The organism is Phreatobacter aquaticus (genome assembly GCF_005160265.1).
Classification (GTDB): Bacteria; Pseudomonadota; Alphaproteobacteria; order Rhizobiales; family Phreatobacteraceae; genus Phreatobacter; species Phreatobacter aquaticus.
On sequence record NZ_CP039865.1, the window covers coordinates 4,565,001 to 4,579,982 of the forward strand.

Here is a 14,982-nt window from a genome sequence, read left to right on the forward strand (position 1 = left end):
GCCTATCAGCGGCCCGGAAATGGCCGAAGAGGCCGAATCGAACCCGGATAGTTTCTCCATGAACCAGGCCGCCCCGCTTAGCCCCATCCCGTTCATCGATCTCGGCGCCCAGCGCCGCCGCATCGGCGCACAGATGGATGAAGCCATCCTGAGGGTCGTCAATCATGGTGCCTATGTGATGGGGCCTGAGGTCCCCGCCCTAGAGAAGGCGCTCGGTGAGTTCTGTGGCGCCAAGGAGGTTGTCTCCTGCGCCAGCGGCGATGACGCGCTTCTCCTCATTCTGATGGCCAAGCAGCTGAAACCCGGCGACGCGGTCCTCTGCCCGGCCTTCACCTTTGCGTCCACCGCGTCAGTCATCGTGCGCGCTGGCGGCACGCCGGTCTTCATCGATGTCCATGCCGAAACCTTCAATGCCGATTCCCGGTCCCTGCTCCAGGGCATCAAGTCGGCCAAGGAGCTCGGCCTCAATCCTGTCGGCGTCATTCCAGTCGACCTGTTCGGCCAGGCTGCCGACTATGACGCGATCGAACCGATCTGCGCCGAGCACGGCTTGTGGATGCTGTCGGATGCAGCCCAGTCCTTTGGCGGCACCTACAAGCAGCGCAAGATCGGCACGATCGGCTTTGCCACCGCGACATCCTTCTTCCCGGCCAAGCCGCTCGGTGCCTATGGCGATGGCGGCGCGATCTTCACCGACGACGCGGACCTCGCCGTCGTCCTCCGCTCGCTGCGCATCCACGGTCAGAATGTCGAGGACAAATACAACAACCTGCGTGTCGGCATGACCGGGCGGCTGGATACGATCCAGGCGGCGGTCCTGCTACAGAAGCTCGCCATCTTCCAGGATGAGATCGAGGCCCGCAACCGCATCGCCGCCCGCTACAATGCCGGCCTGGCCGATATCGTCGACGTCCCCGTGATCCCGGATGGTCTGGTCTCAACCTGGGCGCAGTATACGATCCGCCTGCGCGGCGCCGATCGCACCGAAATTGCCGCCAAGCTGAAGGCCCAGGGCATTCCAACCGCCATCTATTATCCGAAGCCACTTCACCAGCAGACCGCCTACAAGCCCTATCCGATCGCCGGCAATGGCCTGCCGGTTTCCGATCGTCTGGCGAATGAGGTCTTGAGCCTGCCGATGCATCCCTATCTGGAGGATGCGGTCCAGGATCGCATCATCGACAGCCTGCGTTCGAGCCTTGCTGGCTGAGGCCCGCGGCTGACATGCTTGCCCAATCGGCGCGCTCTGTCTAAGCCGGAGTGAAGTCACGTAAACCGGGGTGCGCCATGTCTCCGCTCGTCCTGGCGGGGCTGTTCGCGGCTCTCGCAGCAAGCGCCGGGCTAGCCTGCTGGCTGATGACCCTGCGGCTGAGACCGTTTCTAGCCGACATAGCCGCGGCCAAGCCCGACGCACGATCCACGCATAGGGTTCCAACCCCGCAGGGCGCCGGGCTTGCCGTGATGGCAGCGGCTCTTGCAAGCGCGTTGGCCGGCACCCTGGCCTTTGGCGGACCGGATGCTGCATTTGGCTGGCTGGCAGGCGGACTGGTGATCCTGACAGCCCTCGGCCTCGTGGACGACATGATCGGCATGGCCTGGCTGCCCAAATTGGCCATCCAGGCCCTTGCCTGTGTTCTGGCCTTGCTTGGCCTGCCGGAAGCGTTCCAGATATTCGGCATCAGCGGCCTGTTCTGGGTAGAGCGGGCCGGCTTGCTGCTCTCCCTGCTGGCCATCGTGAACTTCGTCAACTTCATCGACGGCATTGACGAGATTACCGCCGCCCACGCCACACCGGGGATTGCCGCCTGCATGCTTGCGGCCTTGGCCGCTGAAATTGATGGACGGACCGGATTGTTCGCAGCCAGCCTGTTCGGCGCGCTGATCGGCTTCTGGCTTTGGAACCGGCATCCCGCCCGCATCTTTCTGGGCGATGCCGGCAGCCTGCCACTGGGCTTGGCGCTTGGCTGGCTGGGCTTGGTGCTCGCCCAGCGGTCACCCGTCGCCGGCATCCTGATCCTCGTCTATCCGCTGACCGATGCGACGTGGACGCTGGCCCGGCGCCTGTTCCGTGGCGACAGGATCACCACGCCCCATCGCGAGCACGCCTATCAGGCCGCGACCGACACTGGGCTCACCCATCGCCGGATCATTGTCACGGTCGCGGTGATCTCGAGCCTTGGCGCCGTGCTGGCTCTCGCATGCCTCACCCTGCCTGCCGTTTGGGTTCAGGCAGGCTCACTGGCCGTCGCGGCGCTCGCCACCTGGGTGCCGCTTCAGACCTGGCTAAAGCGCAGGGCAAATGCGTCATGACCATCCTGGTCACTGGTGCAACAGGCTTCGTTGGCGCGGCGATTGTCCGGGCACTGGCCTATCGGCGCCGGGCCGTCCGGGCTGCTGCCCGCAACCCGGCCCTCGTGGAGCGCCTGCCAGGGGTGGAAGTCGTCGCCTTGCCCGACCTCGCCGGCTCGCCCGATTGGCAGCCATTGCTGTCGAACGTCACGGCGGTCGTGCACGCGGCTGGCCTGGCACATCAGCCACCCACCATCTCGCTCTCGACCCTGATGCGGGTCAATGCCGAGGCCAGCGGCACGCTAGCCGATGCCGCCGTGGCAGCCGGCGTTTCGCGCTTCATCCTGATGTCATCGATCCGGGCCGTGACCGGAGCCAGCGCGACCCATCTGGTTCAACCCACTGACGAGCCTGCCCCCACCGATGACTATGGTCGCTCCAAGCTTGCCGCGGAATTCGCGGTTTGCCGTGCCTTTCCGGGAGCGATCGTCCTGCGCCCCCCGGTCGTCCATGGGGCTGGCGCCAAAGGCAATATGGCACGGCTCGCACGCCTCGCGCTCTCGCCTCTGCCGCTGCCTATCGGCGGGCTCACCGGACGACGGTCGCTGGTGTCGGAGTTCAACCTCGCATCCGCCGTGGCCCATCTTCTGGATCTGGCTGATGCCCCCTGCCCGATCATTCACGTCCAGGACGGACCGCCGCTCACCGTGCCCGACATGATCCGCGCTATGCGCCAGGCCTTCGGCCGATGGCCCATGGTGATGACCCCGCCAGCGGGCATCGACGCCGCGGCAATTCGCATGCTGGCGCCCGGGCTCGCCTCACAGCTCGTCGATGATCTCGTCATTTCCGACGACGGCCTTCGCGCCACGGGCTGGCAGCCCATCGAGCCGAGCAGCGACGGACTTGCCCGCATGGCCCGGACAGCCTTGTTCGGTCAGACGCGCTTGTAGTCGTCTTCCGAGCGGACGATGTCGTCCTCACCGAGATAGCTGCCGGACTGAACCTCGATCAACTCAAGGTCGATCTTGCCTTCGTTGGACAGGCGATGCCAGGCGCCCAGCGGGATATAGGCATTCTCGTTCTCGCGCACGATCCGGGACGCGCCATCGACCTCCACCGTCGCGGTGCCCTGGACGACAATCCAATGTTCCGAGCGGTGGAAGTGCTTCTGAAGCGACAGCCGCGCACCTGGCTTCACGACGATCCGCTTCACCTGGAAGCGCGTGCCGCGATCGACGCTCTCGTAGGACCCCCAGGGTCGCAGGACACGACGATGCTCGTCGGCCAGACGCGCCGTCTCCGGAGCGGCCCTCAGCGTGCTGACCAGAAGCTTCAACTCATTGCCGACGTCACGGCGCGCGACCAGAACGGCATCCTTGGTGGTGATGACGGCGATGTCGTCGAGACCGACAACCGCGGTATGGATGTCCTCGCTGGCAACGTAGGAGTTGCGGGTGTCGGCCAGCGAGACATTGCCGCGAACGGCATTCCCCGCCTCGTCCTTTGGCGACATGTCCCAGAGCGCGTTCCATGAGCCGAGGTCCGACCATGCATAGTCTGCCTCGATGACGGCCGCGCGGTCGGTACGCTCCATCACAGCATAGTCGACCGACTTGGCCGGCGATGCCGCGAACGCCTCGCGATCGAGCCGCTCGAAGGTGATCGTACCCGCGCGATCGACCACCACCTTGCTGGCAACAGCTTCGGCCGCCGCGGCAATCTCGGGCTCGAAGGTGCGAAGCTCGCCAAGGAATACGTCGGCGCGAAACAGGAAGTTGCCGGAGTTCCAGAGATAGCCCTCAGCGAGGAACCGTTCTGCCGTTTCGAGATCCGGCTTCTCGACGAAGGCTCCGACCATGCGGACGCGGCCATCCATGTTGGCGCCGGGCCGGATATAGCCATAGCCCGTTGCCGCATAGGCCGGCTTGATGCCGAAGGTCACGATGGCACCGGCCTCCGCTGCATCGAGGCCAGCCTTGGCGGTGGCGGCGAAAGCTGCAGCGTCGGTCACCAGGTGATCTGCCGCCAAAACCAGCATCACGCCATTGGGGTCGGAGGCACGCACAAGCTCGGCCGCGACCGCAATGGCGGGGCCTGAATCCCGGCGCATCGGCTCCAGCACGATCCGGCCGGTCATGCCGGCGCGCGTCAGCTGGTCGGCGACCAGAAACCGGAAGTCCTCGCCGGTGACGATGACGGGATCTGTGAAGATCGCCTTGTCCGATACCCGCGCCAGCGTTTCCTCGAAGGTCGACTTGGCGCCAAGCAATGGCAGGAACTGCTTCGGATAGGTCTCGCGCGACGCCGGCCAGAGCCTGGTCCCAGCGCCGCCTGACAGGATCACCGGCACGATCCGCGTTGGGTTCGACATTGTCCCTAAACCCTTCATCCTTCACTCATCATAGGTTTGAGGAGGTAGCGGGATTGAGGTTGTCGCGCCACAAGGATCGCTCGAAATGGTCAACGAGCGCGTGCTGGGCGCTGCCCGGTCAGCCAAAGGGCCGGCGGACATCCGGTGTCGCGAAGTCGGTTTCCATCACGGCGGCCTGGTAGGCTGCGGCCACCAGGACCAGGTAACAGGAGGCAAAGAACGTCGCCATCTGGTCGTGGCCGAAGATCAGGTTGGTCAGCCCGAAGGTCGCGTAACCGCCGCTGAGAAGGACAGCGAAGGCGACCCTCTCACCATATCGGTCATCGCGGGATGACTGGATGGCGGTGATCACCGGCGCGGCCAGCAGCAGGATCAGGGCCGCAAGGCCGACCAGGCCGCGGGCGACCGCCGTGTTCACGAACTCATTGTGCAGATGGGTATGCAGCGGCACCGGCATGCGCGCCTCGCGCGCGCGCCGCCGAACTTCCGCAACGGTGTGCTGCTGGCCATAGCCAAGAGCAGGCCGGTCGGCGAACGCGTCGAGGCCGTAGGTCCACAGGATGATCCGGTGGGCCGTGCTGGCGTCGCGCGTCAAGGCGGCTTCACGCGTCTCGACCGAGACCAGGAACTGGTCGACACGCTCGGGGATCTTGATCAGGGCCGCGAGTGCTCCGATCGACAGGATGAAGCCAAGGCCAACCCCCGCGGACAGGCCCGGCCGGCGGCGCACATAGGGCCACAGATTGTAGGCCGAGACGATGAGGAACAGTGGCAACGCCAGCAATGCGCCCCGTGTCTGGGTCAGCAGAGACGTGGCGATCCCTGCTCCTGAAGCCACCAGTGCGAAGGCCTTCATGCCAGCGCCAAGGCGGCTGAAGCCGACGAGTGAAAGGGCCGCCGCAAGAATGGCGATGTCTCCAGCCAGGATGGCATTGACCATCCCGGCCGTGGCGCGGGGCAGACGCCAGATGAACACCTGGCACGCAGCGATCAGCGCGGCGACGATGATGCCGGCCCGAAGGCCGTTGAGGAACAGCGACCAGACATCCACCATTCGCGCCTGGATGACGGCGCCGACCAGCGGCACCAGGAACAGGAACTGCAGGTTCGTTCCGGCATCCATCAAGCCGGCCAGCCGATCCTCGAAGAAGACTGCCGATATGAGGGTCGAGGCGAAGTAGCCGAGCGCCACCAGGCAGGCAAAGGCGGTGCTCTCGGGCCAGACCCAGCCGACCCGTCCGGTGAGCCAGATGAGGCCGACATAGACAACGCCCAGGAAGTACCAGCCGGTTGCGAAGCTGCCAGCGGTCAGCGGCAGGAACCCCAGCAAGGGCGCGAAGAAGAACACCGCGCGCCGCGGGTCGTCGAAGGTCAGGCGCCACCAGCCGAGCGTCCGGGAGAGAAGCGATGCCGGCATTCGGGTCATGCGCATCCCCTGATGGCGCGGGCCTTAGCGCTGAAGGCCCATCGACGCAGTCAGCCCACCGTCCATGGTCAGCGTCGCACCAGTCATATAGCCAGCTAAGGGTGACAGGAGATAGCTGACCAGCGCACCGATTTCCTCAGGCTTGGCAAAGCGCCCCGCCGGGATCTGGCTTTCCATCTTCTCCCGGTAATCGGCATATTTCGTCATCATATCGGTGTCGACGAAGCCGGGCGCCACCACATTGACACTGACACCGCGCTTGGCGCTCTCGATCGCCAGCGTCCGGCAATAGGCCGCCAGCGCCGCCTTCGACGCCCCATAGGCCGCATTGCCCTGGTTCGACCGCTCCGCCGTGACCGAGCCGATCGCCACGATCCGCCCCGATCGCGCCCGCATCATCGGCCGCACGAGCGCGCCCACCAGGCGGGTGAAGGCAAAGAAGTTGATCTGCATGACGGCTTCGGCCTTGGCCTGGTCCATCACGGCCGCCAGCTGATCATAGGGCTGGCCGGCATTGTGGACGAGGCCATAGAAGGGCTCGGCCTTTTCCAGTTCGCCGCAGAAGGCATCGACCGCGGCCTTGTCGGCGAGATCGAGGGTTGCGATCGCAACATCGCGGTCGGGATGGGCGGCTTTCAGATCAGCCACCAATGCCTCGGCCGCCTCGCCCGACGAGCGCACGGTGAACGTCACGTCGTGACCGCTCGCAACCAGCGCCCGAACGATCGCGGCGCCCATGCCCTTGGCACCGCCGGTAACGAGAACGCGACCCATCAGGCCTGCTCCCGCGCCAGCACCAGGCAGACATTCTGCCCACCAAAGCCGAAGGAACTGGAGATGGCCCGATCGACCTTCGCCTTGCGGGCGACATTCGGTACGACATCCATGCCAATCGCCGGGTCGGCCTCGGAATGGTTGATCGTTGGCGGGATGACGCCACGATCGATGGTCATCAGCGTGAACACTGCCTCGATGGCACCGGCAGCCGACAGGGTGTGTCCGATCATCGACTTGTTCGACGAGACCGCGATCTTCGACAGATGGTCGCCAAACACGGCGGCAAGACCGACATATTCCATCTTGTCGTTTTCAGGCGTCGAGGTGCCGTGCGCATTGACATACTGGACGTCGGCCGGCGTCACGCCGGCATCTTCCAGGGCATTGCGGATGCAGCCGATGACCGGCGCACCATCCGGGCTTGAGCGGGTGCGGTGGAACGAATCCGCCATCTCTCCGCAGCCCTCGACGACACCGAGAATCTTGGCACCGCGTGCCTTGGCATGGTCATAGGATTCCAGCACCAGCGCGCCTGCGCCCTCGGCCATGATGAAGCCGTCGCGGTCCTTGGCGAAGGGCCGCGCAGCCGCTTCCGGCTTCTCGTTGCGGGTCGACAGGGCCGACAGAAGCGAGAAGCGAACGAGCGATTCCTGATTGGCCGAGCCATCGGCACCGATCACCAGGGCCGCACCGGTCTCGCCCCGGCGGATTGCCTCGACAGCGAGCTGAATGGCGGTCGCACCCGTCGCGCAGGCGGTCGAGATCGAGATCGGAGCCCCGGTCGTACCGAAGCGATCGGCCAATTCGTCGCCGACCGATCCGAACAGGAATCGGGTCTGCATCGACGAGAAGTCCTGGGAATGCGCACCCTTGATCAGGTCCGCATAGGTGATGCCCTCGGTCTTGCCGGAAGCCTTCGCCAATTGCTGGCGCTGCGGCCATTCCATTTCAACCGGCGGCATGCCGAGGAACAGCGGGCCGGGGAACGAACCCTCCGAGCCGATCCCCGCTTCGGTGACCGCCTCGGCGCCAGCCAGTTCCGCCATCTTGGTGGTGAGGTCGGGCGCATTGTCGTGCGGCACGAAATCGACCGTTCCGGCAATGGTCGTGCGCAGCCCTTCGATCGGAAAGCGGGTGATCGTATGGATGCCCGACTGGCCGCCGGTGAGCTTCGTCCAGTTCTCTTCCTTGCCCTGCCCGAGCGAGGTGACGACGCCCATGCCGGTGACGACCACGATGGGCCGGCCGTGCCTGTCCTTCATCGACTTGGTCATGACAGCCCCCTTCAGATCGCTTCGACGAGGCCCATGCCCTCGCCGCGCCAATGGCCGACCGAGGTCACGACCGCCTGCTTGACCTTGCGGGTCATGCCAGCTTCGTTGGCCGAACCGCCGACCGGCGGGATCGCCTGCCCCTTGGAGACCATCATGGCGGCAAGCGCCACATTGGCCGGGAAGGCCGCTTCCACGCCGTGGCCGATGACCGATCCGGTCGCCCGCGTCGGCACGCGCCGCTGGTCGAGCAGATCGCGCTCAATGGCAACCGGCTCGGCAATGCCGGTCGCGCCGGAGACGACGACAGTGGCGCCAGGGATCAGGCCGGGCGAAATCAGGTTCCACTGGACGGCGAGCGAGTGCTCGGCCTGGCCAGGCTTGCGGGCAGTACGGTCGGACGTCACGGACGCGAGCCGCGCAATGGGCTTGGCGCCCCGCTTCTCGGCATGTTCGCGCGCCTCGATCACGAGGAAGGCGCCGATCGATCCCAGAATCGTGCCGCCGCCCTCGGCCGGCCGCTCCCAGACCGGGGCCCATGGCTTGGCCCAGTTCATGTGTCCGAGTTCGAAATGCATGATCCCGTCGGGACGCTCGGCGGAATAGGCGCCGCCGGCCAAAAAAAGATCGCCCTGGCCGGCATGGCAGCGGGCCAAAGCAACCCGCACCGCATCGACGCCCGCCATCTCCTCACCCATGAAGGTGCGCGAGGAACCGACCACACCGTGGACGATCGAGATATTACCGGCCAACAGGTTGGACAATTGCGCCAGGAACAGCGTCGGGCGGAGATCGTTCATCAGCCGCTCGTTGAGGAACGGCCCCGGCGTGTTGGTCGTCTCGAGCCCGCTCAGAATCTGCCCATCCACCGCATAATCGCGCTCGCCGCCGCCGGCCGCCACGATCATGTGCATGCGCTTGAGGAGATCGTCCTGGCCCTTCACGCCGGCATCGTCGAGGGCAAGGCCCGCAGCATAAGTGCCGAGCCGCTGCCAGGCTTCCATCTGCCGCCGGTCGCCGCGATCGGGGATCTGCTTGACCACGTCGAAGGCCGCCGCCGGATGCACCTGATAGGGCGCATAGGTCTGGCTATCGAGCTTCAGCCACTCGTCCTTGCCGCCATTCAGCGCCGCCCAATGGGCATCCAGCCCCTCGCCAAGAGCCGTGACCAGTCCGATTCCCGTGATCCAGGCTTCGCGTTCCGGTGCAACGGACATCAGGCACTCCTCAGGCAGTCTCGAGCTGGTCGAAGGGAAATTGCAGGCGGCCGCCCCATTCGCGGATCATCTGGGCGAATTTCGGGTCGGGGAAGGCCTTCACCGCGAAGCGGATCTCGGCCTCCGCGATCTTCTTGCCGTCCCGCGTGATGTGGGCCTTGGTCACCGCATAGCCGGAGCCATCGCCGATCAGGGTCGCATGCACCTCAAGCGGCGTCGAGGGCGGCACGAAATCGCGCATCTTGGCGTTGTTGGCGCCGACCAGGAACGGCATGGCGGTGATGCCGTTCATGCCGAGGATCAGCCAGCCCGACGTCTGGGCCATGGCTTCGATCATCAGGACGCCGGGAAGCAGCGGAAATCCCGGGAAATGACCCTCGAAGACCGGGCTTTCGGCGGGAACATCGGCCGCCGCCGACAGGGTCTTCGCCTGCGCGTCGAAGGCGATGACGCGCGTGATCATCTGGAACGTCTCGAGCCGCATGGGAGGCGGATCTCCTGCAGGCTCAGCCGAACGATTCGGACCGGCCGAAAAGAAACAAATCGCTGAGGAATCAGGCCGATTTGGCGGCGACGAGCTCGTCGATCTTGCCGCAGAGAGCGCCGAGAACGAAGTAGTCTTCGGTCTTCGCCTTGCCTTCGTTGACCTCCTGGGTCCACTTCTCGAGCGGCAGCTTGATGCCGAAGGCCTTGTCGATGGCGAAGGCGATGTCGAGGAAATCCAGCGAATCGATGCCGAGATCGTCGATTGCGTGGCTTTCCGGCGTGATCTTCTCCAGCGGGATGTCGCAGGTTTCAGAGATGATCTTCGAGACGGCATCGAAGGTTGACGACATTCTGTGTGATCTCCGTGGGTGCGGGCATCGGCCCCTGGAACAGGAGCATAAGCCAGCGTTCGCCGCCGAGGGCGCCATATGCATTCGCGCCTGCTATAGAGGACGAGGGCTGCGTCATCAACCCTTTGAGGTGCGCAGCCACAACGGCCCTGTGCGTGGGGGGAGATGGTCCGGGACAGGCTCCGGGACAAGGCACCGCCTCTCCAGCAAATCCGCCAGGATGGACCCGAGACGTCGTGGAACAGGAGCGAGGCGTCGCTCCGGCAATCCTGCCGCCCCATTGGCCGCAGCGCAAAACGTTGACGGGGACAAGCCGGGCCTTTAGGCAACCCCCCTCCTGGGGTCGCGGCGCGCCTGCGCGGCGCCCCTGCCCTTTTCCAGTCTCTTGCAAGGAGATGACCATGCGTGCGCTCCGCCTCCATGGCGACCGCGACCTCCGCATCGAGGAGATCGACGACGCGCCGGCCCCTGCCGCCGGCGAGGTCCGCATCAAGGTCGCGGCTGTCGCGCTCAACCATATCGACCTCTGGGGCTTCCGCGGCATGGCGTTTGCCAAGCGCAAGATGCCGCTGGTGGTTGGCGCCGAGGCCTCCGGCACGATCTCCGAGGTTGGCGCGGGCGTCACCCGCTTCAAGGTCGGCGATCCCGTGGTCATGTACGGCGCCAAGACCTGCGGCACCTGCCGCTTCTGTCAGCGCGGCCAGGACAACCTCTGCACCGACGTCGCCGGTGTCATGGGCTTCCATATCGACGGCTTCGCCTGCGAATATGTCACGATGGAAGACCGCCTGGTCATCCCGGTCCCGGCCGGTGTGTCGCTCCGCGATGCGGCCACCGCCCCCATCACCTATTCGACCGTCGAGCACATGCTGATCGACAATTGCAAGCTGGAGCCCGGCGAGACCGTGCTGGTCCAGGCCGGCGGCTCAGGCATCGGCACCATCGCCATCAAGCTCGCGAAATCGATGGGCTGCACCGTCATCACCACGGTCGGCGATGACGAGAAGGCTGCCAAGGCGCTGGCGATCGGCGCCGATCATGCCATCAACTACCGCACCGAGCGCTTCGAGGGCGTGGTCCGCAAGATCACCAAGAAGAAGGGCGTCGACGTCGCCTTCGAACATACCGGCGCCGATACGTTCAACCAGTCGCTGTTCTGCTTGCGGCGCGGCGGCCGTCTCGCCACCTGCGGCGCCACCTCGGGCGCCACGATCACCTTCAACCTGATGCAGCTGTTCCAGCAGCAGTACAAGATCCACGGCTCGTTCGGTGCGCCGATGCGCGCCATTGCCGATGGCCTGAAGCGCATCGAGGCCGGCGTCCTGCCGGTGATCGACACCGAACTGCCGCTGGCCGATTTCGCCCAGGCGCTGGACCGGCTGGAAGGCCGCAAGGTCTTCGGCAAGATCCTGGTCCATATCTGAGGACCGGCGCGTGGTCCGCTGGCTCCGCCACAACTACCCCTGGGCCATGCTCCCGGCCGACTGGATCGTCGGCCAGATCGTGCTGGTGGCGCTGTGGCTGGTGCGCTCGCTCGGACCTGATCGCGCCAGCAATCTCGGCGCGGCGGTCACCCCGGTCATCGGGCGGCTCCTGAAGCAGAACCGCATCGGCTACGACAATCTGAAGGCCGCCTTCCCCGAGAAATCGGAGGAGGAATTGCGCGCCATCCTGCGCGGCGTCTGGGAGAATTTGGGCCGCACCGCCTGCGAATATGCCTGCATGGACGCGCTCTGGGACTATGACGATGCCCGCCCCAACGAGGGCCGGATCGAGACCCATGACGTGCCGCTCTACGAGCGCCTGCGCGACGACGGCAAGCCCGCCATCTTCTTTGCCGCTCATCTCGCCAATTGGGAGATCCCGGCGGTCGCCGCCGCCGCCCACGGCCTCGACATGACGGCGCTGTTCCGCATGCCCAACAACCGCTTCGTCGCCCGCGCCATCCAGAAGATCCGCGGCCGCACCATGGGCAAGATGGTGCCCTCCGGCGGCGCCGGCGTGCTGCAACTGGTCCGCGAGCTGGAGCGCAACGCCCATATCGGCATGCTGGTCGACCAGCACCTTCACCGGGGCGTCGACGTCACCTTCTTCGGCCGCACGGTGAAGGCAAACCCCACCGCCGCCAAACTCGCCCGCGAGTTCGACTGCCCGGTCCACGGCGCCCGCGCGATCCGGTTGGCCAACAACCGCTTCCGGCTGGAGGCAACCGAGGCGCTCGACCTGCCCCGCGACGCCGAGGGCCGCATCGACGTCCAGGGCGCCATGCAGATGATGACGTCAGTGGTGGAGGGTTGGGTGCGCGAGCATCCCGAGCAATGGCTGTGGCTGCATAGACGGTGGCGGTGAGCGATAGTTTGCGAGCGTACCATTCTGCTCGCGCCAGCTTACGAACGCCACCAGGATCGCACCAATTGCCCGCTGCCAGCTATGACAATGCTCGCATTCGAGATGTGCGATGATGCTCTACTTTCCGAAATGCGTCGGGAGTGTTGCACAACGCTGTCTTCTTAAATACGCTGAGATAGGATAGGGTGTGCTGGCATGGAAATTAAGATCACCCAGATTTTGCCGCCGAAGGGATTTCCCTGGGAAGGCTTACTTGCGCTTGCCCCACACCTATTGTGGGTTTCTGTTGCCATTGGCCTAGTTGCGGTGATTGGTCCCGCACGAATTCGATACGCTTTTTCTCAAGCCAAGAAATTATCCTTTGGAGGGTTCGAACTTCAACTAAAGTCGGAGCTAGAACAGGCAGCGGCATCGAAAAATATCGCAATGGACAATTTTAATTTGGGGACTTTAGAGCGGCGCCTCGACCGACTTCGCGAGCTATTCGTAACCGCGCACATACTATGGATAGACGACAACCCGGCAGGCAACCTATCTGAAATGCGAATACTAAGATCCTTTGGCGCGACCATAGAGATAGCACGCTCAGATGAATCTGCTAGAACTTCCCTGCAACGATCTATATTCGATTTGGTTCTATCAGATATGAGCAGAGATGGAAATCCGCGGGCTGGCGCGCTCTTTTTGCCCGAGGTCAAAAATTCGCTCTTTTCTCCTCCGATTATTTTTTACGTAGGGAATCGCTCCTGTAGTCCAGACGGAGCGTTCGGCATGACAACTCGGCCTGACGAACTGCTTCATCTGATTTTGGATGCACTGGAGCGTAAGGTAAAATAGATGTATATTCAACATTGCGCAAAAGGAATTGCGGGATCACACAATGGTGTGGGTGGCATAACATGGAATTCCGCAAAAAGCATACTAACTAGCGGCGATGGAATACTATCAAACTGGTGGATAAAAATGGGAAGCATAACGCCAAAAATGATTGAAAACGTTCTTACCGAATCAAATCTTGATTCACATTTGCATGACTACAACAACTTTGGAAATGACACCCCATTCATTTCACTTGCCTGCGGCGCAGTTGAACGAGATACATTGCTGCAAAGCAATTTCGCATATTCTGCGATTGACACCGCACTCATGTTCGCAACCGATAATTGGAACAGGCCAGGCGCAGTATTTTACTGCTGGGTGCCAACAAGCCACTACAAAGCAGTACCTATTTCTGCAGTTGCCGAACCTGTACGGGACTTGAATATTTATCAAAGATGGTCCCCTTACCAACTGGAGGGAGAAATAACTGCGAAAATAAATATTCCGTCCAATCAAATTGAACGAGTCGAATGGTGGGACGCCTCAATCAGCACCACGGATCCGCATCATACGTTTCATAATACAAAATATATTGAGCCGAAAATATTGAGCAATTTAAGAGATATGTTCTAATGCAAAACCTGCTTCAAGATATTGAATCGCGGCAGCTCGAACATCGCATTCGATTTCTGAAAACAAGAGCATTGGCACATGAAGAAAGAGCCGAACACGAAAAGCTGATATATGGTGATTATAGGCACAGCGCTTGCGCCGCAACTTTACTTCGAGATGCAGGATGCCTTTGTTTGCTTATTGGAAACATTAAGGAAGGTCGGCAGTTAATTTTTGAATCTGGAGTGAAATTCTTAAATATTGGACTTCCATACGGCATGTTATTATTAACAATTTCGAATATAAAAGCGCCAGCCAAATCTATCGAGAAATATATTTACCTCAGTAGAATAATCATGCATCAACACAAATTTGACCGGCACACAGAGACAGCAGATGAGCGCTTACCTCTTGGCGAGGCCTCGATCAACTCACCACGTCAAATATTGTCTTTAATTCAAACGAACTGGCTAACCAAAGGGCGGACAACCAAGGATTCCGAAATCGATGAAGAAGCCTTGTATTCAACCTTACAGCATAGACAAGGTTACCAAATTGGTACCACCGGCCTATCCTATTGGACATATAAGAACATTGCCCTAAGTCTTACCAATAATGTCTCAAAATATTCTTTTCCCCAAACCGAACTTCCGACCGCGGCTAAGAACGGATTCCAGACGCTGATAGCGATACGCTCTGAAAATATTCGACGAGCGCGACAAAATTCATATCAATGGAATCTAGTCGCACGGCCCAGCGAGATTCTTGATGTCGATGCCATCGTAATCGCATTGCTGGCGATATTTGGTGAAATGAGCAAAGAGTTGTTGGGTTCCTTTGGACAGAATGATGACCCACTTGTGACTGCACCAATTGCCATCGCCTTAAGCCTTTCGACAAACCGATAGCTGGAGTGGGCATAGCGCGCGGGCTTGGGCCATAGGCGGCGTTCTCAGCGAACCTGCACGTTGGTCGGCGCGAACAGCACATTGATCATCGCCACGCCCAGGAG

At 62.5% G+C, this 14,982-nt stretch carries 15 protein-coding genes; 8 read left to right on the plus strand and 7 right to left on the minus strand.

Annotated elements, in window-relative coordinates:
• Positions 1-58 precede the first annotated feature (58 nt).
• The 3 genes from E8L99_RS21715 (at position 59) to E8L99_RS21725 (ending at position 3,242) form a co-directional block, all read left to right on the plus strand.
• Positions 59-1,210, plus strand: a complete 1,152-nt coding sequence (locus E8L99_RS21715) for a DegT/DnrJ/EryC1/StrS family aminotransferase (RefSeq protein ID WP_137101515.1) — start codon at positions 59-61, stop codon at positions 1,208-1,210.
• 77 nt (positions 1,211-1,287) lie between these two features.
• Positions 1,288-2,310, plus strand: coding sequence for an MraY family glycosyltransferase (locus E8L99_RS21720; protein WP_137101516.1), 1,023 nt, complete (start codon positions 1,288-1,290; stop codon positions 2,308-2,310).
• Positions 2,307-3,242 carry an NAD-dependent epimerase/dehydratase family protein gene (locus E8L99_RS21725; protein WP_168201785.1) on the plus strand — a complete coding sequence of 312 codons (936 nt, stop codon included), beginning with the start codon at positions 2,307-2,309 and terminating at the stop codon, positions 3,240-3,242. The genes E8L99_RS21720 and E8L99_RS21725 overlap by 4 nt, the downstream gene beginning before the upstream one ends.
• Here the strand turns inward: E8L99_RS21725 and E8L99_RS21730 are convergent.
• The 7 genes from E8L99_RS21730 to E8L99_RS21760 form a co-directional block, all read right to left on the minus strand.
• Entirely contained in the window at positions 3,227-4,663 is a 1,437-nt protein-coding gene (locus tag E8L99_RS21730) for a mannose-1-phosphate guanylyltransferase/mannose-6-phosphate isomerase (protein WP_137101518.1), read from the minus strand. The two genes, E8L99_RS21725 and E8L99_RS21730, sit on opposite strands and share 16 nt — an antisense overlap.
• 118 nt (positions 4,664-4,781) lie before the next feature.
• Positions 4,782-6,089, minus strand: a complete 1,308-nt coding sequence (locus tag E8L99_RS21735; protein ID WP_168201786.1) for an O-antigen ligase family protein — start codon at positions 6,087-6,089, stop codon at positions 4,782-4,784.
• A gap of 24 nt (positions 6,090-6,113) precedes the next feature.
• Entirely contained in the window at positions 6,114-6,863 is a 750-nt protein-coding gene (locus E8L99_RS21740) for an SDR family NAD(P)-dependent oxidoreductase (protein WP_137101520.1), read from the minus strand.
• Positions 6,863-8,140: a beta-ketoacyl-ACP synthase gene (locus E8L99_RS21745; RefSeq protein ID WP_137101521.1), complete on the minus strand. Its 1,278-nt coding sequence runs from the start codon at positions 8,138-8,140 to the stop codon at positions 6,863-6,865. The genes E8L99_RS21740 and E8L99_RS21745 overlap by 1 nt, the downstream gene beginning before the upstream one ends.
• A gap of 11 nt (positions 8,141-8,151) precedes the next feature.
• Positions 8,152-9,354 carry a beta-ketoacyl-ACP synthase gene (locus E8L99_RS21750; protein WP_137101522.1) on the minus strand — a complete coding sequence of 401 codons (1,203 nt, stop codon included), beginning with the start codon at positions 9,352-9,354 and terminating at the stop codon, positions 8,152-8,154.
• 10 nt (positions 9,355-9,364) lie between these two features.
• The gene (locus E8L99_RS21755; protein WP_137101523.1) at positions 9,365-9,838 is read right to left on the minus strand and encodes a 3-hydroxyacyl-ACP dehydratase FabZ family protein; all 474 of its coding nucleotides are present in this window, start codon (positions 9,836-9,838) and stop codon (positions 9,365-9,367) included.
• 70 nt (positions 9,839-9,908) lie between these two features.
• A complete protein-coding gene (locus E8L99_RS21760) occupies positions 9,909-10,190 on the minus strand; it encodes an acyl carrier protein (RefSeq protein WP_137101524.1) in 282 nt (93 codons plus the stop codon).
• A gap of 401 nt (positions 10,191-10,591) precedes the next feature.
• On the opposite strand from E8L99_RS21760, the gene E8L99_RS21765 reads away from it, so the two are divergent.
• From E8L99_RS21765 to E8L99_RS21785, 5 genes are all read left to right on the plus strand, one after another.
• Positions 10,592-11,614 (plus strand): zinc-binding dehydrogenase, encoded by a 1,023-nt coding sequence (locus E8L99_RS21765; protein WP_137101525.1) that lies wholly within the window; start codon positions 10,592-10,594, stop codon positions 11,612-11,614.
• A gap of 10 nt (positions 11,615-11,624) precedes the next feature.
• Positions 11,625-12,539, plus strand: a complete 915-nt coding sequence (locus tag E8L99_RS21770; protein WP_252511184.1) for a lipid A biosynthesis lauroyl acyltransferase — start codon at positions 11,625-11,627, stop codon at positions 12,537-12,539.
• Between the two features lie 195 nt (positions 12,540-12,734).
• Entirely contained in the window at positions 12,735-13,376 is a 642-nt protein-coding gene (locus tag E8L99_RS21775; protein WP_137101526.1) for a DNA-binding transcriptional response regulator, read from the plus strand.
• Complete coding sequence (locus E8L99_RS21780; RefSeq protein WP_137101527.1) at positions 13,377-13,991, plus strand: hypothetical protein; 615 nt, start codon at positions 13,377-13,379, stop codon at positions 13,989-13,991.
• Positions 13,991-14,878 (plus strand): hypothetical protein, encoded by an 888-nt coding sequence (locus E8L99_RS21785; RefSeq protein WP_137101528.1) that lies wholly within the window; start codon positions 13,991-13,993, stop codon positions 14,876-14,878. Before E8L99_RS21780 ends, E8L99_RS21785 begins: the two co-directional genes overlap by 1 nt.
• Positions 14,879-14,982 lie beyond the last annotated feature (104 nt).

Excerpts from the sequence above, each read along its gene's own strand:
- E8L99_RS21765 (WP_137101525.1), top strand. The coding sequence starts at position 10,592 with ATGCGTGCGCTCCGCCTCCATGGCGACCGCGACCTCCGCATCGAGGAG.
- E8L99_RS21780 (WP_137101527.1), top strand. The coding sequence starts at position 13,377 with ATGTATATTCAACATTGCGCAAAAGGAATTGCGGGATCACACAATGGT.
- E8L99_RS21735 (WP_168201786.1), bottom strand. The coding sequence starts at position 6,089 with ATGACCCGAATGCCGGCATCGCTTCTCTCCCGGACGCTCGGCTGGTGG.
- E8L99_RS21730 (WP_137101518.1), bottom strand. The coding sequence starts at position 4,663 with ATGTCGAACCCAACGCGGATCGTGCCGGTGATCCTGTCAGGCGGCGCT.
- E8L99_RS21720 (WP_137101516.1), top strand. The coding sequence starts at position 1,288 with ATGTCTCCGCTCGTCCTGGCGGGGCTGTTCGCGGCTCTCGCAGCAAGC.
- E8L99_RS21760 (WP_137101524.1), bottom strand. The coding sequence starts at position 10,190 with ATGTCGTCAACCTTCGATGCCGTCTCGAAGATCATCTCTGAAACCTGC.
- E8L99_RS21750 (WP_137101522.1), bottom strand. The coding sequence starts at position 9,354 with ATGTCCGTTGCACCGGAACGCGAAGCCTGGATCACGGGAATCGGACTG.
- E8L99_RS21715 (WP_137101515.1), top strand. The coding sequence starts at position 59 with ATGAACCAGGCCGCCCCGCTTAGCCCCATCCCGTTCATCGATCTCGGC.
- E8L99_RS21740 (WP_137101520.1), bottom strand. The coding sequence starts at position 6,863 with ATGGGTCGCGTTCTCGTTACCGGCGGTGCCAAGGGCATGGGCGCCGCG.
- E8L99_RS21745 (WP_137101521.1), bottom strand. The coding sequence starts at position 8,140 with ATGACCAAGTCGATGAAGGACAGGCACGGCCGGCCCATCGTGGTCGTC.
- E8L99_RS21755 (WP_137101523.1), bottom strand. The coding sequence starts at position 9,838 with ATGCGGCTCGAGACGTTCCAGATGATCACGCGCGTCATCGCCTTCGAC.
- E8L99_RS21775 (WP_137101526.1), top strand. The coding sequence starts at position 12,735 with ATGGAAATTAAGATCACCCAGATTTTGCCGCCGAAGGGATTTCCCTGG.
- E8L99_RS21785 (WP_137101528.1), top strand. The coding sequence starts at position 13,991 with ATGCAAAACCTGCTTCAAGATATTGAATCGCGGCAGCTCGAACATCGC.
- E8L99_RS21725 (WP_168201785.1), top strand. The coding sequence starts at position 2,307 with ATGACCATCCTGGTCACTGGTGCAACAGGCTTCGTTGGCGCGGCGATT.